This window comes from Pelosinus propionicus DSM 13327, from assembly GCF_900114615.1.
Taxonomy (GTDB): domain Bacteria; phylum Bacillota; class Negativicutes; order DSM-13327; family DSM-13327; genus Pelosinus; species Pelosinus propionicus.
In genome coordinates this window covers 67,236-89,968 of the sequence record NZ_FOTS01000001.1, presented here as the reverse complement: position 1 = coordinate 89,968, position 22,733 = coordinate 67,236, and the positions used below count along the sequence as shown (strand labels likewise).

Below are 22,733 nucleotides of genomic sequence, written 5' to 3'. Positions count from 1 at the left end.
TTCATTGTTTATCACTTGTAAAAAAGAAAAGGCCAGTGCAGATTATACCTCCCGCCCTAGCCTTCAGTCTGCACACTGATCCTATCATTATTTTTTTCTCTGCATCAAAGAGCTATTTGCACCCCTGAGAAGCTCCCCCGCAGGAACCAGTGCCACAAGATGATTGACAACCAGCGGACCGCTTAATACTGTTTTTTATAAATTTCCCTCGTTTTCCATAAGCTTGCAATGCTTTTTCAATGGAACTATTAACCGACAGAGCAAGAACTCCCTTATTTCTCAACTCTTGCTCTGCTCCGGGCCCGATTTGCTTTGCCAGCACTACTTCCACATCCGTAAGCAAATCGGCTGTCGTACTAGCAATATGGGCATGCACATTCTGAGAGTTAGGCGAGATATTGTCACGACGCTCAAGGAATGTATATTCTCCTTTTTCATCCACTTCATAAATCAAAAATTCTTTCGACCTGCCAAAATGTTCATTAATAGAGATTCCATCCGTACTGACAACAGCAACCTTAGACATAATACCACTCCTCTTATTTATTCTGTTTATTAAAATGCAGCCAAAGTAAACCCTTGGCGCATGACATTTATTTAACAAAACGACCATCGTCTTTTGTTGTTAATAACTTATGTACATTTTTCTCAAACCACCCAGTCCGCTCTGGTTTCCTTATATCAAACTCTGCTACGTAGGGTTTGATATCTAAAAGGGGCGTTCCATCTACAATATCTACATCCCGAATATAAAGCTTATTTTCTTCCACCTTGATAAGGCGCACTATGGAAAACCCAATTGGATTGGGTCTGCTTGGCGATCGTGTAGCAAAAACACCATGTAAATTAGTATCTAGAAAGGGTTTTACCAGCAAGGAAGACTCTTTCACTAAATGAAAATGATATAACAAAATAATATGAGAAAATCCTTCAATATCTTTCAATCCTTCCACATATTCTGGATATATGCTGATCACACCATCAATATCTTGTGCTGCTGGTGACTGAATGGGCGTTCCTTTTGGTTCTTTAAAAGGCGACTGAACAATACCAATCTCTCGATACGTAATCATGTTTTCTACCTCTTTCACTATTTATATATACATCATAACAAAAAGACTGCATTCCAAATTACCTGGGAAATACAGCCTCTAGTTCATCACCTAGTCAGTTGCTTCTAATGCTATTTATTCATGATATCAATTCCTAGCGGTATGTATCCAGCACTTTTCCATAAATATCTTCAATTACCCGCAGTCCGCCATTATAGCCAGCATAACCGCAATTTAAAACAAGTCGATAAGCAACAGGTACACTTAGGATTAGAAGGTCACCACCAATTTCTGTAGCTAAATCTCTTTCCCAGGCACTTCCCACAATCAAGGCTCGATGTTTATGATCATCCTTTCTAATTTCCTCTTGAATCGCACCAGCATCAATATTGAAACTGACTTTGGCAGAGCGTAAAGAAGAAATCTTATTAAATTGCTCCTGAATGGATTCCTGAAATTCTTCTGGCGTGTCATCAATAATGAATTGTTTAGCTGGAAGAATGCCAAGTTCATTCAACAAGTATTTGGAAAGACCAACCCCATAGGAAGCATCTAAAATTGTATAAAATCTTCGTGGAAGCCCATACCTGAACTCCAATATAAAATCAGCCATACGTTCAATATGCATATAAAACTTTTCTTCTTCTTTTTTAATAAAAGATTCTGCATAGCTTCTATCAATACCAGTAACCTCAGCAACCTGTTGTAAGAATTTTGTTGTTTCCTCACCACCAATGGGTAAATAGGGAAAATGAATATAAGGAGTCCCATATTTTCCCTCTAAGTGTTGAGCAATTCCCAGGCCTGCCCAGGCGCTAATAACAACATTATATTCAGCTTGGGGAATGCTTTGCCATTCATTGATGCCGCCAGATTCTGCACCAAAAAGAATATTGACCCCAAGACCTATCCCTTCCAAAATTCTCTTGATTTCCTCTAGATTCCCATTCCAGAAAGGATCTTGATAAGGAACCGTAGCAAATACATTCACCAGCCCTTTGATTTTGTCTGTTCCTTTTTTAAATTTATCTACATATTGATCAATAATGGCTTTAACCACGGTCTCATGGCTCACATAGTTATTACTCTTGAAGCCACCTGTTTCCACATATACAATTGGTCTATCCTGTTCTTGGTAAGCGCTTGTCACCTGGCCGATATCATCCCCGATAATATCAGAGGTGCAGCCAGTCAATACAACATAAAGATCTGCATCGATTACTTTAAAAGCACCCTCAATCACATTACCTAATTTTTGTTCGCCGCCAAAAACAATTTCAGATTCACTTGCATTTGTACAAGGTACAGTATTTCCACCTGCATAGCCCTCACCTTGCCCAAGCAGTCTGTTGATTTTGTCACCGCAGCCAGGTCCGGAATGCAAAATAGGAACCGCTCTTTTTATGGCAATCACAGATTGCTGTGCGCCTAAAGCACAAGAATAGCGCGGTTGTTCAATAAGTTTTAACATCTAAGTCACTCCTAAGAAAAGAAAATGGATCTTGTTCCAACCACCATTTGGTGTAAGGCATCGTACTGTGTTTAGCAAGGTTAATGACAAACTCTTTGTTATCAAGGGATTCCAAAATTCTTTCCGCATAGTTTAGAACCCCTTGATAGCCAAAGCTGAGTTGTTCATCGCCAATTAAAAGGGTAGGAATCCCCAGTTTTGCTCCCCACATCGTCATGCCGCCATGTCTGGCAATCATGATATCGGGTCTTACTTTATTTAAAATATTAACTAATTCATAAGCTTGTTTGTTACAAACGTTATAATTGGGAACATCACCATAGGTATTGACAGCATGAGCCAATGCATCTGAGACCACATCACCATTATCATAAATAGGATCATGATGAAAAATTGCCGCCCCCTGCACGGTCATTCCCAATTCCTGCAAAAGTGCAATTAAAGCGTGCCCGTGGGCAGCACCAGCCGTTAGATAGGCTGTTTTACCCTGAAGTTTATTACGATATTCCTCAAGCTTCGGTAATACACGTTCATGCTCTTTAGCAATCACCTCTTCGATCTCCCCTTGCCTATTAAGAACTCTGCCGATTTCTCTCATCCAGCGATCCGTACCCTCTATACCATAAGCCGGCGGAGATTTGATCTCAGGCACACCATAAACCTGTTCTAAAGCAGCGCCAATATAAGTCCCAAGGGTGGAACAAATTTGAATGGTAGCTGCAGCTTCTGAAATACGTTCTAACTGGGCTACTGTTGAAAATGGAACAATATAGTCTACTTCATACCCTAGTGGATTCAACAATTCATCAAATATTTTACTTCCCCAAAAATTTATAACATTGACCTTATTTGATTTTTTTTCTGGCGGCTTTACAAGCTTTCTAACAATAGAATGATATGCCGCATCAAACCCTGTAGTCCAAATCTTTGATTTAAAACCCTCACAAAAGCAAGCAATTACAGGAATCCTCAATTCTTCTGATAAGTCATTTGCAACCCCTTCCACATCATCTCCAATAATTCCAGATGCACAAGAAGTCGTAATAAAAATCGCATTTGGCCTGACTCTTTCATAGGCTTTACGAATCGTATCAACAAGCTTCTGGGTTGCACCAAAAATAGTATCTTGCTCTTCAATATTTGTACTGAAGTATCTTCCAATTACAGGAGAAAGATCTCTCTCCATTTGCCCCACCCGATATACAAAGTTAAAAGTAAAGAAATCCCCAGCACAACCGACTGGAGCGTGGTTGACAACAATAGCGTCCTGAATCATAGAAAATTGACAAAACGCATTGCCCGAGCTGCATCCCATACACTGGCTAAAACTTCTTTCACTTTCTTTCAACGTGCCTGCGCGCGCACACCCAACCAGTTCACCTGCAGTTCCTGCAAATCCCGTAATAGACCCCAGACGAGCTTCTCGGGTTTGAACCTCTGATGCTTTAAGATTAATGACACTCATACCGGACCTCCTAGTTAATCAGAAAATAAAGAGGCTTCGAGCAAAATACACATTTTGCTCGAAGCCTCTGTTGTTTCATACAGCCAGCTTACACAACGCTACTTTATAAAATTTAAATAAATCATATCATTGATTATTATAAAAGTCAATTTAAGTAGTCTTGTCTTTCAATACTACTTTTTCAGCATTTCTGGAACCAATCCTATCCCTTCCTGCCATGTATATCTTTTATTCCGATAGTTTCTCAATTCTCCAATCATCGATTACAGAACCTTGCCCGTTGAATGCCTTTACCTCCATACTCGAATGTTTTACTTCTACTGTAAGATAGATCGGTTCATCTAAGGGATTATAAACTTCATCCCCTGGCTTAGCCTTTGAATTCTGATATGCTTTTGTACCACTTTTCCCGGCAGTAACATAGATTGTCCCTTGGCTGGCACCATCGACCTTCTCATTATTATACAAAGGATAGGTCCGAGCATATACCTGTTCGTGCCCCGAGAAAGCAATATCAACATGATGTCTATCGATAATCGGCACAAAGACGCTCTTACTATCATCGTCAATAGCATGTGCTTGATTGCTATAAATTGGCTGGTGAAAAACTGCCACTTTCCATTTTTTATTCGTATTTTGCAGATCTCTTTCTAGCCATGCTTTTTCTTCTCTTAATACATCTGAAAAGGAACAGCATTCTTCATTCATTTGGCTATCAAGCATCACAAAATGTACTTCACCATAATCAAATGAATACGCCTTTCCTTTCAAATGTTCTGGACCATTAGATGGCAGTTTAAAAAGAGTTTGGTATAATAACGGCTGAGATATTTTTTTATCCTTTGTATAGGTTTCATGATTTCCTAATACTGGCATAGCCGGAATGGTATCGATGACTCCTTTAGCGGCTTCCAGCCAAGCGTTCCATTGCATGAAATCTTGCCCAACAGCCACTAAATCTCCTGTATTAATAAAAAATGCAGCTTTTGAATTGTTTTGAAAGGCCTGATGCAAAGTAGCACCCCAAGTGCTATAATCAACGCTTTGAGAATCACCAAAAATAAAAAATGCAAAGGCAGAAGAACTCTTAGGCGCAGTTGTGAATTCATACCACTCAGTCCATATGTTCCCATACCCTACTCGATAATAATAACAGGTTCCAGGTTTTAGTCCAGTGAGATTCACTGAATGAATACTCATATCGCCCGCATTAGTTGATAATTCCTCTACAGTTGAAGTAACGGTTCTAGTATCATAGGGAAAAGGTCCCGTCGTAAATCTTTCCCCATATTCAATAAACCCATCTTTAGCATCTTTATCCATTCGCCATGTTATGGCCTGGGTTGTCTGTGGATCATCCCTCCACGTTAAGGTGATAAGATCTGGAACGGCACTTCCCAAGGACGTCGCTGAGAAAAGAAAACGTACACTCGGCACAATCATAATGACAATCACTAATGTCATGATCCATAAGCTACGTAAAAAGATTTTCTTCAGCACAGAACTGCCCCCTTTCAAATGAACATATTAATGATGCTCTAACGTAGAATGCTCTCCTGATGCTACTTAAACAACGAAGTTGCAAGGCGGTTTCGATCTTATCCCTCCGCTATACTATAATGATTTCCATAAAAAAAGATCAAAGCAAACTTGGTCGTAACCAAATTTATTTTGACCTTTAGTTTTCTAATCAGTCTTATAACATACGTATCATTTTTAACTATTTTTGTCAATCATTTTCACTTAATTGATTTGCTTATAGCAGCAATATACAAATGTGTAATGCATTGCATATTGATCACAATCCAAAATACTCTGTATAGAGAGCCTTTGCTTTATTTTCATTTTCAACATTTTTGATAATGGCCCGTCCGTCAGCAAAAAGAGTTATTTCTATCTCATGAATTTTCAAACGCAAAAGAAAACGATTAGATTGAATTTCTCCTACATGAGCCAAACGCTTTAGAATATTGGAAAAGTCCATCTTGCGTACCTGACCTGGCACAATTTGCACCGCCTTTTGTCCGCATAGCAAAGTCGTATAGGTTCCTTTTTCTTTAGTAAGATAATGATATTCATGTTTAACACAAGCAGGACAGTCTGATTGCCTCGATAGCTCTTTACTATGAAAAGAGTTATTCCAAACATCAATGAAAAGGGCTGACTTTCTGACATCAGAACTGCCAACCAGTATTTTTAAAGCTTCTGCCGATGCATATGATGAAATAATACCCGTAATCATATTCAGCACTCCAGCTGAACTGCAAGTGCCGCTAGCCCCTGTTTCTGGTATTCCAGGCATGAAGCATCGATAACATGGAGTTTGTCCTGGAATCATGTTCGCAGTAAGACCATAGCTCCCTAATACAGCCCCGTGCACCCAAGGAATATTCTTTTTCAAACAAATATCATTTAAAAGGAAGCGAGTCTCAAAATTATCCGTGCCATCCATGACAAGGTCAACATCCGTTAACAGTGTTTCAATATTTGAGGCATTCACATCGCTGACAATTGCCTCTAGTGTTATTTCTGAATTGACCTTTCCCAAATGCTGAGCAGCAGCAACAGCTTTAGGAAGTTGTTCATGAACATCCGCTTCATCAAAAATCGTTTGCCGCTGTAAATTGCTAAGCTCTACAAAATCACGATCAATTAAGCGTATATATCCAACCCCAGCTCTCACCAAGTTATTGGCAATTACAGTTCCCAGTGCTCCTAAACCAATGATTGCCACCCGACTGTGCCCAATCTTCTCCTGACCTACTGAACCGATACCTTGAAAAATAGCTTGCCTGGAGTATCGTTCTGGTACATGTATCATCTCATTTCCTCCACCAATTCTTTCCCAATCGCAGTAATTGCCTGCAAACACTTTTCTATTTCTTCTTCTGTAGTAAAATAGCCTGGACTAATTCGGATTGTTCCCCCCTGCAAGGTTCCCAGTACTCGATGAGCATCCGGGGCACAATGCAAACCTGGACGGACAGCAATTTGAAAGGATTTATCCAAAATCATACACAGCTCATTCGCACTGATCTGCTCAAGATTAAAAGACACAACAGCAGCTCGCTCCTGTCCCAATGGCGGACCATAAAGCACCACTCCCGGTATTTTCGCCAAACCTGCTACTAACAGATTTGTCAATTCTTCTTCCCGCTGCTTTATCTTTTCCATACCGGTTTCCATGATATATCGAATGCCGGCTCCAAGTCCAGCAATTCCTGAAGTATTAAGTGTGCCGCTCTCATATCGTTCTGGTAATTCATCCGGTTGTTCTAAAGACTCGGAATGGCTGCCAGTACCGCCTTCACGCAGGGTTTTTAGCGTAATCCCCTTATGGACATATAGCCCGCCAACACCCTGACAGCCTAATAAAGATTTATGACCAGGAAAAGCCAAAAGGTCAATTCCCATTTCCTGCACATTGATTGGAAAAACACCTGCGGTTTGGGCACAGTCTACTAAAAAGGCAACACCAAACTCTTTTGCAATTTGTCCAATTTCCCGAATGGGATTTAATGTACCAGTCACATTAGAAGCATGAGTTAAGGCAATTAACTTGGTATTTGCCTGAATAGCATTCTGAATCTCCCGAAGAGAAATTCCATTAACAGGCGATGTCGCCACCTTGGTAACAGTTACCCCATTTTTACACAGCGCTTCTAAGGGGCGAGCCATAGCATTATGTTCCATAGAACTGGTAATAACATGATCGCCTGGCTGCAACAATCCTTTTAAAGCTAGATTAAGAGAATCAGTAACATTTAAGGTAAATACCACCTGAGACGGATGAGGAATCGCAAACAATGCTGCCGCTAATTCTCTTGTTTCTTGAACCAGTCTGCCAGCTTCAATTGCCATGGTATGCCCCGAACGGCCAGGATTTGCTCCGATTTGTCGCATAACCTTGTCAACCATTTGATATACGCTTTCCGGTTTTGGCCAAGAAGTGGCAGCATTATCCAGATAGATCATAGAAACTACACCTTCCTACTATTAAACTACAAATCTAAAAAAGACTAAGACATCTCCTTTATCAGGATACAACGATCTTAGCCTTAAATATCTTCTCAGTCCTAATTTTGTTTTTCTAAATTACTAATCGTTTAAATATTACTGCATTTGGAATTAGAATTCAAGTCCTTTTTAACTCCAGTACTTACTAACTTCATCTGTCAAGTCTTTAAAAAGAACTGTTGATAAATATCTTTCACCTGTGTCGGGAAGCAATGCAACCACCGTTTTACCTGCATTCTCTGGTCTTTTGGCAATTTGGGCAGCCGCAAATGCAGCAGCACCAGAAGAAATCCCCACTAGCAATCCTTCCACTCTAGCAAGCACTCGAGCAGTATCAATGGCCTCATCATTTTTCACTTTAAAAACTTCATCAATAAGCTCAAAATTAAGAACTTTAGGCACAAAGCCCGCCCCTATACCTTGAATCTGATGAGGGCCAGGATTTCCCCCTGACAAAACGGGGGAATCATTCGGCTCTACTGCTACAATCTGGATATTGGGATTTTTCCCTTTTAGCACTTCTCCCACTCCTGCAACCGTTCCTCCTGTACCCACACCAGCTACAAAAATATCAATCTTGCCCCCTGTGTCACGCCAGATTTCTTCTCCTGTTGTTTCCTTATGAATTGCAGGATTTGCAGGATTGTTAAATTGCTGCAAGATGATAGAATCTGGAATCTGGGTAGACAGTTCTTCCGCTTTGCGAATTGCCCCCTTCATCCCATCGGCACCAGGAGTGAGCACTAGTTCTGCTCCAAGAGCTTTCAATAAAGTCCGCCGTTCCAAACTCATCGTATCCGGCATGGTAAGGATGATCCGATATCCTTTTGCCGCAGCTACAAAAGCAAGACCGACACCAGTATTACCACTTGTAGGCTCAATGATTACCGTTTGTTTCTTGAGCAAACCTTTTTTTTCAGCATCTCTGATCATTGCATTACCAATTCGATCTTTTACACTGCCTAAAGGATTAAAATATTCAAGTTTCAATAATAATTCGCTATTTAATTTTGCCAGCTTAGCAAATGAGTTGGGTCGCAATAAAGGAGTATTGCCTATTAGTTCCGTCAGATTATCTACAATAGCAGCCATTATAATTCCCTCCTGTAATTTTTATGTGCTTTTTCACTATTTTAAACCTTCGCTTCTTTGATATTGTCAAAGGGATTGCTTTCAAACCAAATGGGACGAAACGGTAAAGCAACATTTGACACTATTTTTTGGGACAGGGATGTATTTTTCAGCACTCTTGCTGCTTTTCTTGCCAGCTCAAAAGCGCCGGAATAACCCATATAATTAAAGGATTGACCAAATAGAGGAACAGTAGGAATGCCCAACTTCGTTATCCATGCATTTGCTTGGGCATGACCAACATACAGGTCTGGCTTAAGTCTGCTAAGAATAACCAACTCTTCTGCGGGCTGTCCTGGTGCAACGTCAATAACGGCTTCCTGATCATCAATACTATCGATCATCGGAATTGCAAAACGATCAAAATTATGTGGTTTTAATCCTACAACCCTCATTCCCAATGACTGATACAGTTCACCAGTGGTAAAGATGCGTGTCTCACCACCGCCAACAAACACACTTTTTCCCTTTAGAACTTTTTTAAATGGTTCTAAAGCTTCTTCCAATTGTGCCGTTTCAATCGCAATCAGCTTTTCTACTTCCTTTTCCAGCTTAAAGAATTCTGCAATTACCCTAAGCCATTGATTGGTATTTTTTATCCCAATGGGCAGCGTATCAATAATATATTCTGTGCCAAAACGTTCTTTCAAATGACCAAGAAGATAATCATCATGAGTCGCACAAATGCTGATGTTCAGCGCTGCTTCGCTGATGCGGGAAATTTCTTCAACGCTGGAATACAAAGGCAATACCCGTACCTCTAAACCAAGAGCCGTAAGAAGCCTTGACAACTCGACCTCATCTCCGTAACTTGTAGAACCGACATTGAAAAGATTCACAATTTTACTATGACGGTATTTTTCGTTTGAATCTGCAAGTTCATTGGGAAGTGCTTTCTCATATCGTTGTATTGGCTCCACCATTTTTTTCAATACACCATGATATGCAGAATCATAACCTGTCGCAACATATTTGCTTTTAAACCCTTCACAGTGGATCGGGACAACTTTTGCAGCAATCTGCCCATCAAGTTCATTTAATAGAGTATCAATATCGTCCCCTATAATACCAGGTAAACAACTATTACCGATAATAATGGCATCTGGACGATATTCTTGCTCAGCATACAAAACCGCTTGACGCAATTTCTCAATACCGCCTGTAATAACATCTGTGTCATCCAAATTGGTTTGTATCCATATGGTATCAGTAGTTGTTGGTCTTTGCTTTAGTATTCTGGCAGTTTTCCTGGTTCCGGCTCTTCCTAGATTATTAGAACCGCAGCCAAGAGGTCCGTGAATGATGACTACTACATTTTGAAAACTACTAACAATCCCCAGTGCCAAGTTTAATTGACAGCCACCGCCCTGAGCAAATTTCCTGCTGTTATTTTTGCTGCAGCCGGTTCCCATTCCTGTTCTTAAGCTATTGCAGGAACCACCAAATGCGTTGCACGTCTCGATTCGAGCCTCTCTGGTAGGTGCTGCTTCGGAAGATAAATAATCATATGTAAGACCTTCTGTCAATTTAGACATGTATTATACCCCCTCATAATTATCGATCGCTGACAAGCGCTGAAATAATGTCTTCCGTTAGAGTTAAGCCCCCCTTGTAACCCGTATATCCTCTATCTAAAACAGCCCGGTTTGTGATTGGGAATACTACAGGAAGAAAGCCTGCTCCAAGTTTTTGCGCCACACTCGCTTCAAGGCTGCTGCCGACAAGAAAAGTTGGACTGAGGGCATCAAAATACTTATCATTCTGGTTGTATTTCCAACTTTTTCGTACATGATTGAGAAGCTGCCCAGCCTGCAGCTCGAATACCACTTTGGGCTTCGTTTCAGAGCCAAGCTGTTTGAACTTTAATTCATATTCTTTTTTACGCAGATCGTCAATATCATCATGAATGACAACGATATGGGGAATCCAGCCTAAGTCATCAGCCAGGAAGCTTGTTAATGGAAATGCATAGTTTGTGTCAGCAGAAATAATGGCATATCTTTGAAAGTCCAAATCCGTATAAATATCCAAAATTCTTTCGATGTAGCTATAATAATATTTTCGTTCTTTTGCAAGAAGCGCCTCGATCTCAGCTGGCTCAATCCCCAATCGTTCACCAATTTTATGTAAGAATGCATCGGTTCTGCTTGCGCCAATGGGAAGATCTGTCGTTATATAAGGAATCTGATGAATTTGTTCGAAAACCCTTGCAGTCTCAATGCCGTAATTCTCAGATAAAACAACGGTTAATGAAGCATCACCGTAATTTCTTATTTTTTCAATCGTTTCTCCGTCACCAAAGAAGGTATTTGCTTTTATCCCCAATTGGCTTAGCAATCTTTCGATTTCTCTAATATTCCCCCGATAAAAGACATCCTGACCAGGCACAATTCCCAGAATCGTAATCGTCTTTTTTTCTTTTACGTCTTTCTTTTCAACTAACTCAGCTGCGATCGTACTTAGCACTGCCTCATACCCTTTAAAACTATCGCCTAAAAAACCTGGTGTATTGGCAGCAAGCACTATCGCTTTATCATTTCTATAGCGATGGGTCACTCCCACTGCATCATCACCAATGATTTCCACCTGGCAGCCCGTCACCACAAAATAAAGATCAGCATCTATTATCTTCACAGTGTTGATAATCTGCTCTTCCAATCGTTCTTCACCGCCAAAAACGATATCGTTTTCGACAATATTAGATGTAGGTATCATCGTTCCGCCACAATACCCGGAACCTTTATAGCCGCTTGCCAGGTTATAGGTACCCGACAATGTACCTGCACACCCTCCAGATGCATGAACGATGGGAACTGCTTTTGGCAATGCTGACAGAGTAACAATGGCACCACCAAGAGCACAGGTAACTTTTGCGCGTTCGATAAAAGTAGACATTTAGCAACCTCCTAAAATGAATAATATAATAATGCAAATAACCATCATAAAAAAGAATTGAATCGTATAAGCAATTGTAATAAAGAGCTTTAAATTTTTATTTGTATGTGTAAACACAAAAGAGGTCAAACTACTATTTTGTAGTTTAACCTCTTTTATTCTCAGTCAGTTAATCAATGCTATTCAATTCTCTTAGCGATTACACACTTTACCTGCTTGAAAGTCAATGCTCCATCTCAGGTAATTGATCTAGGATGGTCTTAATGCTTTCTAGAATATATCTTATTTCTTATCCTGTCAATAGTCTTAACACTAATTTCTTCCCAGACATTTTTATCTTCTAAAATGTATATTTATTGCTTTTCAAAGGATAAATATCACTCTCTTTTTGACAATATATATCGAAACACGATATTTCTTCTTGGAAAAAGTTTGACTATAGTGATAAAATAATACTAGCAACCCAAAAACGTATACAGTGCGTCATGCATTTGACACCCTATCTTACGCTTTCACTGCTTACTTAGGGTTTTCACAAAAATCTATAAAATAAAGAGGGTATTTATGAGTATTAAATCTTTAACTCCGCTTGACGGGCGCTATGAATCTGTTACCAAACCATTAGGCGACTTTTTTTCAGAATGGGCATTAATGAAATATCGCACCCATATAGAAATTGAATGGCTGATTACCATGGCATCTAACCCCGCATTCAATCAAGTACGAACTTTTACATCTGACGAAGTACAGTTGCTGCGAAAGATTGTTACTTCTTTTGATGAAGAAGTTGCTTTAAAAATTAAGGCGATCGAAAAAATTACGAACCATGATGTGAAAGCTGTTGAATATTTCTTAAGAGATACACTGAGTACGACTTCATTATCGGATGTTCTTGAGTTTATTCATTTTTCTTGTACCTCTGAGGATATCAACAACTTATCCTATGCATTAATGCTAAAGGACGGCATCCATAAAGTTTGGCTGCCAGCGGCCAAAGAGCTTGCTGCCGAAGTGGCAAACAAAGCCGAAACCTTAAAAGACGTTGCAATGCTGGCACATACTCATGGACAATCTGCGTCTCCTACCACTATGGGAAAAGAGCTTGCAGTATTTGTATACAGATGGAATCGACAGTTGAAACAAATCCGCAGTCTTGAGTTTTTAGGAAAATTCAATGGGGCCGTTGGTAACTTTAATGCTCATCAAATTGCCTATCCTGAAATCGACTGGGAAAATGTTGCCAAGAATTTCGTCGAGGGACTGGGTCTGGAATACAATCCGCTGACAACCCAAATAGAATCTCATGATTATGTAGCAGAGTGCTTTCATGCCATCAACCGTTTTAATAATATTGTCCTAGATTTTGACCGAGATATGTGGCTGTATATCTCTTTGGGTTATTTTAAACAAAAAACCATAAGCGGTGAAGTTGGCTCATCAACCATGCCTCATAAGGTCAACCCTATCGATTTTGAGAACTCAGAGGCAAATCTGGGGCTTAGTAACGCGCTACTGGATCATCTGGCAAATAAACTGCCTATATCCCGCTTACAAAGAGATCTTAGCGACTCCTCGGCGCAGCGCAACATAGGAGCTGCCATTGGCTATTCTCATATAGCCTTGTCTTATGCTTTAAAAGGTTTTAGCAAAACCCTGGCTAATAATCAGGTTATTGAAAGTCACTTGACTGATGCTTGGGAGGTCCTATCAGAAGCTGTACAAACCGTGATGCGTAAGCATGGACATACGAATGCCTATGATAAGCTAAAAGAAATTACTCGAGGAAAAGCAATTGGCGAAGCAGAAATTCGTTCTTTTATCGAAAGCGTAGAGTTGCCAAAAGAAGATAAAACTCGCTTACTCGCTTTAACGCCGCAAAAGTATATCGGCTTGGCTGTAGAATTGGTTAAGCACATAAAGTAAGAAAACGTCAATACTCTAAAGTGAACTGCCGCCTTCAAATCCAGGCGGCAGTTCATTTTTTTCTTGCTACTCAATTGATCCTCTCTTCTGTCAAAACTAAACTGCCAACCTAAGAGTCTCACTTCCAGTAATTAAAACTGATGATCAAGCAACTATTCATGATTAATTCCTAAGATTATTGCCAATGATTTCATTAATAATTTGAACTTACCAACACAGAAAAGATATCTTCGGCCAAACGTAAGGCTCCATTATAGCCGATGTAGGTGCTATTTAATATAAATCGATCCGCAGCAGGAAAAGAGACACTTAACTGATATCCATTCAGCTCTTTCGCTATCATTTGATCCCAAGCACTTCCAAGAATTAGCGGTTTACCACGAAACTTCGTTTCTCTTAACTTCTCGCGAATGGTTCCACTGTCATTGGTAAATACGACGGGCGCAGAAATCGTTGGACTCAAATCTTTAAACTCTTCTTCTAAGTCTGCCTGGTATTTCGCAGGAATATTATCAATGATAAACTGGGTTCCTGGCAAAAGACCAAGATCATTCACTAAGAATTTAGAAATTCCCAGTGCGTAAAAACTATCAGAAATTGTGATAAAGCGGCTAGGTAATCCTACCCGTGCTTGTAGTAAATAATCAGCTGATCTTTCAATATAATAATCATAAGGTTTTTCCAATTCCGCAATAGAGGCTTCCACCTGCTCTGATGGCAGTCCTGCATATTTACCAACGGCTCGCAGAAACTTACTTGTCTCAGTCGGTCCAATTGGCAGAACTGGATAATGTAAATAAGGAGTTTTAAATTTTTCTTCTAATTGTTTAACATTAGTTAAACCAATCCAGGGTGACAATAACAAATTAAACTGTGCTTTAGGGACCTTGTTCAGTGCATCCACTCCGCCGCCAGGTCCAAAAATGATATTGGCTTTTAAGCCAATTGCTTCTAGTAACTTACGAATTTCCTCTAGATTCCCGGTCCAGAAAGCATCATAGTAAGGAACGATAGAAAAAACATTGACCAAACCAGGTTCTATCTCTTCTGACGGCTGCAAGTATTGATCAATGATAGCACCGAGTATTAATTCGTGTCCAACAAAATTATTACCGCTAAATCCTCCTGTCTGAGCGCAAACCACTGGTTTACCTTGTTTTTGGAAGCCTCTTGCCACTTCTGTGGAATCATCACCCACGATATCAGCTGTGCACCCAGTAAGAACCACATATAAATCCGCATCCATTACTTCTAGACTATGAGTGATTAACTCTTTTAATTTTTTTTCACCGCCAAATATAACTTCTGCTTCTGTACTGTTGGTGCAGGGCATAGCATGCCCCCCTGCATAGCCAGTACCTTGGTAACCATTCGTAGTGCTTAATGCTGTCGATAATCTTTGACCGCAGCCAGGACCAGCATGAAGAATGGGAACCGCCCTATCGATCGCCAAAACAGAATGCAGGGCAGCCAAAGCACAAGAGTATCGTACTTGTTCAATTACTTTAATCTTCTTAGCAGCTTTAGCCACTACACCACCGCCTTAGTAATTCTTTCTTTCTTCTTGGGAGGCGCCTCACCCAAAAATGTAAAGGCGTCTTGTTCTAACCACCAGTTCGTATAAGGCAGCTTAATTTTACTAGCAAGATATTGGACAAAAGTTGGATTGGCTAGAGTATCCGCAACGCGATTGCCAAAATTAATTAAACCTTGGTAACCGAAAGATTGATATTCATCATTAATAAAAATAGTAGGTATTCCTAGTTTCGCAGACCAAATTGCCATGCCAGGATGTCTGCAAACAAAAAGATCCGGTTTTAATTGCCTCAGTAGATTGTTGATTTCATGAACTTGAAGCTCACTGACACAAGCAGAAATATCTTTTTCATTTTTAGCAAGATCTAAAATCGTAGCCGGAATCTCACCATAATCATGACGCTGATCAAAATGCCAGCTTGCTGCCCATACCACTTCTAAGGCAAGCTCTTGCAACAGTCTCGTATAATTTTGGGAAAAACTTGGTCCCATACCGATTACCACTCGCTTCCCCTTCAGCTTCTCTCTTAATTCCTCTAACTCCGGAACGATGGCAGCGGTTTCTTCTGCAATGAGTTTTTCAACCTCTTCTTCTCTTCCCAGTACCTTCCCTAATTCTCTTAGCCAGCTATTGATACCAGCGACTCCATGTGGTTGTAAGGATTTGATGTAGGGAACACCAAAATGTTCTTCCAGACCGCTGGCTAAATAACTTCCCAAAGTTCCGCAAAAGCTGAGAGTCGCTGCCGCTTCTGATATTTTGCTTAGTTGGTCCACAGTAGTGAATTGAACAAGAAATTGTGGCACTAAACCTAAACGACCCAATAATCGTACAACCTCTTTTCTGCCAATACCGGAAAAGTTAATAATATTGATCAGATTCGGGTTCTTTTTTTCGGCTGGTTTAACAATATAAGTCAAGATAGCGTGAAACGCTGCATCAAACCCTGATGCCCATAGTTTAGAACGAAAACCTTCGCAGTGAACAGGAACTAAGGGCACTGGTATTTCTTCTGCTAATCCATCTAGTATCCCACTAACATTTTCTCCAATGATCCCGGAAACGCAGGATGTTGTCACAAATATTACTTTAGGGTTAAACCGTCGATAGGCTTCTCGTATCCCCTCTCTAAGTTTAGCAGCACCACCAAAGACAGTGGCTTCTTCCGTCATGTTGGTATTAATATAATTAATATTGGTATATTCCAGTTCTCTAGAAAATTGACCGCGGCGATTGTTTATATTGCTTTGTATCGTATCTGAGCCGCATCCAATGGCACTATGGCCAACTACTGCAGCATCTTTAATCAACACTAATTGCCCCTGAGCACAACCTAAGCTGCAAGCAGTCGTCTGCGTAAATCCTCGCTCCCCACTTTTTAAAGAGCATCCATTAGCTTGCGCTGCCAAATCTTTTATAGAGCCTTTGTAACCGGTTATGGAGGATAATCTGTTTTCTCTTATTTGAGCTTCTGGTGTCGTAAGATTAATTGACATAAAATTCAACCCCTTGTCATTTTTAATAAACTAATCATGAATACATGAAATATTTCTTTGGATTTAATACAGCCTATTTACTCTGTACAAAGAAAAAAGGCCAAAGAAATAATTCTTTAACCTTCAGTTTATTAGCTGACCAGTTCCTATCTGCCATATTCTGGCAGAGATAGGTAGAACTGTATTCAATTATTATGAGTAATGGTATCACTAAGATAATACACTGTCAATACTTATTTTTAAAAAAGTAACCACGTATCCACTGTGATTTTGCTATTATTTTCACTTGACACTCTTAATAAATGATGATACGATTCTGTTTGAAAGAATAATCATTATTTACCAGTTGTTAAAATTAGTATCTCTAATTTAGCAACTCATTTGGTAGCGCTGATCAGTAGGTAAACTGAAGGCTATGTAGATACTCCTATCTACATAGCCTTTTTTTGTTTTTCTATGTCTTCCTATTCAAATGATTCATCATTGAAAATCAGCTAATTTAAAGGGGGATTTTAGTTATGAGACAAATTGCAATATACGGGAAAGGTGGCATTGGTAAGTCCACTACTACACAAAATACGGTAGGTGCTTTAGCAGAAGCAGGCAAAAAAATCATGGTAGTTGGCTGCGATCCTAAGGCTGATTCTACCCGTCTGCTATTACATGGCCTATGTCAAAAAACCGTGTTAGATACCTTGCGTGATGAAGGCGATGACATTGATTTAGATGATATCTTAAAGCCTGGTTATCTTGGCACCATGTGCGTTGAGTCAGGTGGTCCTGAGCCTGGTGTGGGCTGCGCTGGCCGTGGTATCATTACTTCGATTAATATGCTGGAATCCTTAGGTGCTTATACACCAGAGCTTGATTATGTTTTCTACGATGTCCTTGGTGATGTTGTTTGTGGTGGGTTTGCTATGCCCATTCGTGAAGGCAAGGCAGAAGAAATTTATATTGTTGCCTCTGGTGAATTAATGGCCCTCTATGCTGCCAACAATATTGCAAAAGGTATTCAAAAATATGCAAATAATGGTAAAGTTCGATTAGGCGGTATTATTTGCAACAGCCGTAAAGTAGATAAAGAATATGAACTGCTAAAAGCATTTGCGGAAGAAATTGGTTCCCAATTAATTTACTTTGTGCCTCGGGACAACCTGGTACAACGGGCGGAAATTAATAAAAAGACAGTAGTTGACTTTGATCCGGAATCAGGTCAAGCTGATGAATATCGCGCATTAGCCCAAGCCATTGATAGGAATAAACTTTTTGTCATACCCAAACCAATGACACAAGATCGACTAGAAGAAATCATGATGGAACATGGTTTTATGGATGCCTGAAGGAGAGGTATGATCATCAGAAAAATTTTTCGCCATCTAAAAGAACAAAACATTTTGAATCCCAAAAACGCGAAGGACACAAAGGGAGAATGTACTAAATACTTATACTTAAGCAAAGCCACCTTTTATAGAGGCGGCTTTGCTTATTTTACCTGCTGATTTACTTTTTTTCTACTTTAATTAAATCGGGTAAGAACTACAGAATATATGTCCTCAAGCAGCTTAAGTCCGCCACCGTAACCTACATAGGAACTATTGATAACAAGTCGTTCATTTACTGGCCAAGAAACAGATAAATAATGTGCCTGTGTTTGCTCTGCAACTTTTTTATCCCATGAACTGCCGATGATTAAAGGGTAGCCGCTAAAATAAGTCTCTTTGATTTCATCTTGTATCAAGTGTCCATCGGATAGAAATGCCACCTCTGCTTCTATATTCCAATTCAATTCTTTAAAATATCCTTTTATCGCCTCTTGGTATTCTTCGGGAGCATTATCAGTAATGTATTGTTTGGAAGGGAACAAACCAACGTCATTTACCAGAAATTTAGTAATCGCCAAGGAATATTGCGCATCGGAAATCACAACAAATCGTTTTGCCATAATTCGTGTTTCCAGAAATACATCAGCAAATCGTTCAATAAAATAATAATATTTTTTTTCATTTTCTGTAATGATATCTTCTACTTTTTCTTTATCAATTCCAGCAAAATTTCCTACTTCCCGCAAAAATTTACTGGTTTCAAAGGCTCCAATGGGAAGAGTGGGAAGATGCAAATAAGGAGTCTGAAATTTTTCTTCTAATAATTTTACATTACTTAACCCCACCCAAGGCGATACAAGAAGGTTAAATTCAGCCTCTGGTATTTTATCAATATTTTTAATACCCCTATCATAGCCGAAAATCGTATTGGGTGTTAATCCAAGCTGCGTAATCAAATTTTCCAATTCGAATAAATTTCCATACCAAAAGGGATCGTGCTGAGGGACACTTGCCCAGATATTCACCAGCCCTTTTGTTTTTTTATCTGCCGGTTTTAAATATTGCTCGATAATTGCTTGAATGACCCACTCGTGCCCTAAAAAATTGTTTCCTTTAAACCCGGCTGTCGACGCAAAAACAACTGGCTTCTCCGCATTTTTAAAGGATCTGACTACTTCTTGCATATCATCACCAACAATTTCTGAAGAACAACCACTTAATACAACATATAGGTCCGCATTTACTATTTTTAAGGCATTTGCAATGACATCCCGCAGCCCTTCTTCCCCACCAAAAATCACATCTTTTTCGTTAAGATTTGTACAAGGAAAAATACGAGGTGCAAAATGCCCTGAACCACCTTGGCTGCCTGACAATTTGTCAGCGCAACCAGGTCCTGAATGCAAAATTGGCAGGGCTTTAGTAATGCTATGCACCGTTTGCATGGCTCCAAGGGCACATTTATATCTAGGCTGATCTAATATTTTTGGCATTTATTTTGAATCCTCCTTTAAAAAAGCTGCATGATTCTGTTGGTACCACCAATCTGTGTAAGGAAGAGTAATTCTAGCTGCTAAGTTTTTCTCAAAGCTTCGATTGCGAATCGTATCCAGTATCGTCTGAGCAAAATCCAACGTACCACGATACCCAAATGTCTTATATTCATCTGCTAAAAAGAAGGCTGCAATCCCTTGTTTAATCGCCCACACCGTCGTTCCGGGATGCCTCGCTAAATAAATATCAGGCTGATAAGTATTTAATATATTCAAAATTTCAAAATTCTGTTGATCGGAAACACTTACTTTAAAATTATAGGGACTTTCTTTTTCCAAATACTCTACATGAGGCGGAATTTCATTGTTATCATATTTCGTATCATAATGCCATGAAGCCACCCATACTACTTCTATCTCAAGCTCTTGCAAAACACGCGATATTTGGAAAGCATAGCTGGCTCCCATGCCTAAAACAGCACGCAGTCCTTTGAGTTCTTTTTTTATTTCTTCTATTTTAGGCAGATATTTTGCCCTCTCTCGTTCAATATAAGCTTCCACTTCTGTTTCTTGATGAATTACACGACCTATTTCTCGTAGCCAAATTTCAAAACCGGCAATGCCTAAAGGATTGATTGTTTTTATATAAGGAACCCCATATTTTTCTTCCAGGGCATTCCCTAAATACGTCCCTAATGTACCGCATATGGATACTGTAGCAAGCGCTTCAGCTATATGTGACAATTCCTCAACCGTTGAATTTGAATACAAGAAAAAAGGCTCTACACCGAAATTAGCAAATAGTTCAGTGATTTCTCCTCTAGCACTTTCATTAAAATTCTTAAAATTAATGAATTTTGTCTTTCTCTGCGGTGGTTTTACGAGGCTTGTAAGCACAGCATGATCTGCTGCATCAAAACCAGAAGCCCATACTCTCGATTTAAATCCTTCACAATGGACTGCTGCTAAAGGAATCGGAATTTCTGATGCAAGTTCGTTAATTATGCTATCCACATCTTCACCGATAATCCCAGATACACAAGAAGTTCCGACAAAAATGGCATTGGGTTTATATCTGTTATATGTCTCCAAGATGATTTCCCGAAGACCGATGGTTGCGCCAAAAATCGTATCATTCTCATCCATATCCGTTCCTAAAAAAATAGTATCATAAGTAAGCCCTCTCTTCGCTGCAAGCTGTGTATGAGCCACAACCGTTGCCGATGCCATTGCAGTGCAGCCTGAGGGCGCATGATTGATAATGGCAACATCCCGAATGTAGGCAAGCTGACTCAAGGCGCATCCCGCATCACAAGAACTTGACTGACTAAAGCACCTTTCCCTTTCTTTTAGCGTCCCACATCTGCTCTGGTTAACTAAATCATGAAGATCCCCTGCATATCCCGTAATCGATCCTAACCTATTTTCCCGGGTACCTGCTGAAGTTACATTTAAATTAATCGTCATTAAAATCCCTCCCTAATTTACTCAATCCTATGAATTTTCTACCATCTAGCCAATGACAACGCCCTGTAATAATAAATTAAAACGGCTGCATTCCAACTGTATGGAACGCAGCCTCTAGTAAATAACTAGTCAGTTGCTCACAACTCAACTTTTATTCAACCCGTTTAGTTAATGTCTTTGCTCATTCCTGTTTATCCTGTCGGTTAAACTGAAGACTGAGCAGATTTGACTGCTCAGCCTTCAGTTCCATCAGAATCAAATATTCGTTAGTCTTACTCGTCAATTCCATTCACGTATTTAAAAGGCAGGGACCACAGCAACTCCATATTTATCTTGGATGAATTTTTTAACATCAGGAGACGTTAAAACCTCTGCCAGTTTTTTAATTTCGGGTCGGCTTTCCTCGCCTTTTCTTACATACAAGTCATTTGCATAAGGAGAATTTGCATCCTCTCTAAAAATCGCGCTCTTAGGATCGATTTTCGCTTCTAGAATAAAATTAGTATTGATGATAGCACCATCAACATCAGGTAAGGATCTGGTAAGCTGAGCAGCTTCTACCTCTATGAATTTTATTTTTTTCGTATTTTCTACAATATCTCTAGGAGTAGCCGAAAAATTCACAATACCATCTTTTAATTTAATCAATCCATTTGCTTGTAAAAGTGCTAATGCTCTATATTCATTCGATGGATTATTAGGAATTGCGATGGTAGCCCCTTCTTTCAACTCATCTTTGCTTTTGATTTTTTGTGAATAAAAGCCAATAGGCTCCACATGTACTTTCGCAGCTACAACAAAACTATAGCCCTTTTCTTTTGCGACTGACTCGTAATAAGGAACATGCTGAAAATAATTGGCATCAATCTGTTTTGTTTGCAATGCAGGATTTAATTGTGCTTCATCATCCAGCACAACTACTTCTAGATTAACGCCCTCTTGTTTTAATTTTGGCTTAATAAAATTCAATATTTCCGCATGTGGTACTAATGCTGCTCCTACTTTGACTGTTACTTCTGTTTTTGCAGTGACAGCTGGAGCACTCTCTTTTTTACTTGATGAGCATGCCACCAATACACTGGCAGCTGTTACAACACCAATAATTCCGACTACCATTTTAAAGATAATACCTTTTTTCACCACGGGAATCACCCTTTCAAAAATAATTAGGCAAGTTACTCATAATTATAACTATCCTTGTATTGAACCGCCTCCCAATCATATACATTGACCGCTTTTACGATTGAAAATAAAAAAAGCTGCATCCCAAAATAAATGGGATACAGCCTCTGATTCTCAAACCAGCCAGCAATGTATTTACGCTAGATTATCTATTACAATAGTATATCTACGAAGATTTCTTGTCAATACCCATGCTATGTTTATTTTCAGAAAACACTATAACGACTAACAGAATTTTTTCTCATATAATCATGAAATTATTCTTTTAATCCACCGGTAAAG

Annotated in this window: 17 protein-coding genes; 2 read left to right on the top strand and 15 right to left on the bottom strand. The window is 39.5% G+C overall.

Annotated features, from left to right (window positions below; all coding sequences use genetic code 11):
• Positions 1-112: 112 nt before the first annotated feature.
• The 10 genes from BMZ99_RS00410 to BMZ99_RS00365 form a co-directional block, all read right to left on the bottom strand.
• On the bottom strand, positions 113-526 hold the full coding sequence (locus tag BMZ99_RS00410; RefSeq protein ID WP_090931848.1) for a NifB/NifX family molybdenum-iron cluster-binding protein: 414 nt from the start codon (positions 524-526) through the stop codon (positions 113-115).
• 67 nt (positions 527-593) lie between these two features.
• Positions 594-1,091 (bottom strand): tRNA (N6-threonylcarbamoyladenosine(37)-N6)-methyltransferase TrmO, encoded by a 498-nt coding sequence (tsaA, locus tag BMZ99_RS00405; RefSeq protein ID WP_245754748.1) that lies wholly within the window; start codon positions 1,089-1,091, stop codon positions 594-596.
• A 115-nt stretch (positions 1,092-1,206) separates the two neighbouring features.
• A complete protein-coding gene (locus BMZ99_RS00400) occupies positions 1,207-2,523 on the bottom strand; it encodes a nitrogenase component 1 (protein ID WP_090931845.1) in 1,317 nt (438 codons plus the stop codon).
• Positions 2,507-3,988: a nitrogenase component 1 gene (locus tag BMZ99_RS00395; protein ID WP_090931843.1), complete on the bottom strand. Its 1,482-nt coding sequence runs from the start codon at positions 3,986-3,988 to the stop codon at positions 2,507-2,509. Before BMZ99_RS00395 ends, BMZ99_RS00400 begins: the two co-directional genes overlap by 17 nt.
• A 228-nt stretch (positions 3,989-4,216) precedes the next feature.
• The gene (locus BMZ99_RS26145) at positions 4,217-5,488 is read right to left on the bottom strand and encodes a purple acid phosphatase family protein (protein WP_245754747.1); all 1,272 of its coding nucleotides are present in this window, start codon (positions 5,486-5,488) and stop codon (positions 4,217-4,219) included.
• Between the two features lie 298 nt (positions 5,489-5,786).
• Positions 5,787-6,809, bottom strand: a complete 1,023-nt coding sequence (locus tag BMZ99_RS00385) for a ThiF family adenylyltransferase (protein WP_090931841.1) — start codon at positions 6,807-6,809, stop codon at positions 5,787-5,789.
• Complete coding sequence (locus BMZ99_RS00380; RefSeq protein ID WP_090931839.1) at positions 6,806-7,963, bottom strand: aminotransferase class V-fold PLP-dependent enzyme; 1,158 nt, start codon at positions 7,961-7,963, stop codon at positions 6,806-6,808. Before BMZ99_RS00380 ends, BMZ99_RS00385 begins: the two co-directional genes overlap by 4 nt.
• 171 nt (positions 7,964-8,134) lie before the next feature.
• Complete coding sequence (cysK, locus tag BMZ99_RS00375) at positions 8,135-9,097, bottom strand: cysteine synthase A (protein ID WP_090931837.1); 963 nt, start codon at positions 9,095-9,097, stop codon at positions 8,135-8,137.
• A 41-nt stretch (positions 9,098-9,138) separates the two neighbouring features.
• Entirely contained in the window at positions 9,139-10,671 is a 1,533-nt protein-coding gene (locus tag BMZ99_RS00370; protein WP_090931835.1) for a nitrogenase component 1, read from the bottom strand.
• Positions 10,672-10,690: 19 nt separating this feature from the next.
• Entirely contained in the window at positions 10,691-12,031 is a 1,341-nt protein-coding gene (locus tag BMZ99_RS00365) for a nitrogenase component 1 (RefSeq protein WP_090931833.1), read from the bottom strand.
• Positions 12,032-12,595: 564 nt separating this feature from the next.
• Between BMZ99_RS00365 and purB the strand changes: the two genes are divergently transcribed.
• A complete protein-coding gene (gene purB, locus BMZ99_RS00360) occupies positions 12,596-13,954 on the top strand; it encodes an adenylosuccinate lyase (RefSeq protein ID WP_090931831.1) in 1,359 nt (452 codons plus the stop codon).
• A gap of 193 nt (positions 13,955-14,147) precedes the next feature.
• On the opposite strand, the gene BMZ99_RS00355 is transcribed toward purB, so the two are convergent.
• Complete coding sequence (locus tag BMZ99_RS00355) at positions 14,148-15,485, bottom strand: nitrogenase component 1 (protein ID WP_090931829.1); 1,338 nt, start codon at positions 15,483-15,485, stop codon at positions 14,148-14,150.
• Positions 15,485-16,987: a nitrogenase component 1 gene (locus tag BMZ99_RS00350; protein ID WP_090931826.1), complete on the bottom strand. Its 1,503-nt coding sequence runs from the start codon at positions 16,985-16,987 to the stop codon at positions 15,485-15,487. Before BMZ99_RS00350 ends, BMZ99_RS00355 begins: the two co-directional genes overlap by 1 nt.
• A gap of 518 nt (positions 16,988-17,505) precedes the next feature.
• Here BMZ99_RS00350 and nifH point away from each other — a divergent pair.
• Entirely contained in the window at positions 17,506-18,327 is an 822-nt protein-coding gene (nifH, locus tag BMZ99_RS00345; RefSeq protein ID WP_090931824.1) for a nitrogenase iron protein, read from the top strand.
• A 176-nt stretch (positions 18,328-18,503) separates the two neighbouring features.
• Here the strand turns inward: nifH and BMZ99_RS00340 are convergent, their stop codons facing one another.
• The 3 genes from BMZ99_RS00340 to BMZ99_RS00330 form a co-directional block, all read right to left on the bottom strand.
• Entirely contained in the window at positions 18,504-19,802 is a 1,299-nt protein-coding gene (locus tag BMZ99_RS00340) for a nitrogenase component 1 (RefSeq protein WP_090931822.1), read from the bottom strand.
• Positions 19,803-21,269, bottom strand: coding sequence for a nitrogenase component 1 (locus BMZ99_RS00335; RefSeq protein ID WP_090931820.1), 1,467 nt, complete (start codon positions 21,267-21,269; stop codon positions 19,803-19,805).
• Between the two features lie 297 nt (positions 21,270-21,566).
• Positions 21,567-22,412, bottom strand: coding sequence for a MetQ/NlpA family ABC transporter substrate-binding protein (locus BMZ99_RS00330; protein ID WP_090931818.1), 846 nt, complete (start codon positions 22,410-22,412; stop codon positions 21,567-21,569).
• Between the last annotated feature and the right edge of the window lie 321 nt (positions 22,413-22,733).

What these genes read in the sequence shown, in the direction of transcription:
- BMZ99_RS00410 (WP_090931848.1), bottom strand. Translation starts at nt 526, where the DNA reads ATGTCTAAGGTTGCTGTTGTCAGTACGGATGGAATCTCTATTAATGAA.
- BMZ99_RS00395 (WP_090931843.1), bottom strand. Translation starts at nt 3,988, where the DNA reads ATGAGTGTCATTAATCTTAAAGCATCAGAGGTTCAAACCCGAGAAGCT.
- nifH (WP_090931824.1), top strand. Translation starts at nt 17,506, where the DNA reads ATGAGACAAATTGCAATATACGGGAAAGGTGGCATTGGTAAGTCCACT.
- BMZ99_RS00370 (WP_090931835.1), bottom strand. Translation starts at nt 10,671, where the DNA reads ATGTCTAAATTGACAGAAGGTCTTACATATGATTATTTATCTTCCGAA.
- cysK (WP_090931837.1), bottom strand. Translation starts at nt 9,097, where the DNA reads ATGGCTGCTATTGTAGATAATCTGACGGAACTAATAGGCAATACTCCT.
- BMZ99_RS00385 (WP_090931841.1), bottom strand. Translation starts at nt 6,809, where the DNA reads ATGATACATGTACCAGAACGATACTCCAGGCAAGCTATTTTTCAAGGT.
- BMZ99_RS00380 (WP_090931839.1), bottom strand. Translation starts at nt 7,963, where the DNA reads ATGATCTATCTGGATAATGCTGCCACTTCTTGGCCAAAACCGGAAAGC.
- BMZ99_RS00400 (WP_090931845.1), bottom strand. Translation starts at nt 2,523, where the DNA reads ATGTTAAAACTTATTGAACAACCGCGCTATTCTTGTGCTTTAGGCGCA.
- BMZ99_RS00340 (WP_090931822.1), bottom strand. Translation starts at nt 19,802, where the DNA reads ATGCCAAAAATATTAGATCAGCCTAGATATAAATGTGCCCTTGGAGCC.
- BMZ99_RS00365 (WP_090931833.1), bottom strand. Translation starts at nt 12,031, where the DNA reads ATGTCTACTTTTATCGAACGCGCAAAAGTTACCTGTGCTCTTGGTGGT.
- BMZ99_RS00350 (WP_090931826.1), bottom strand. Translation starts at nt 16,987, where the DNA reads ATGTCAATTAATCTTACGACACCAGAAGCTCAAATAAGAGAAAACAGA.
- purB (WP_090931831.1), top strand. Translation starts at nt 12,596, where the DNA reads ATGAGTATTAAATCTTTAACTCCGCTTGACGGGCGCTATGAATCTGTT.
- BMZ99_RS00335 (WP_090931820.1), bottom strand. Translation starts at nt 21,269, where the DNA reads ATGACGATTAATTTAAATGTAACTTCAGCAGGTACCCGGGAAAATAGG.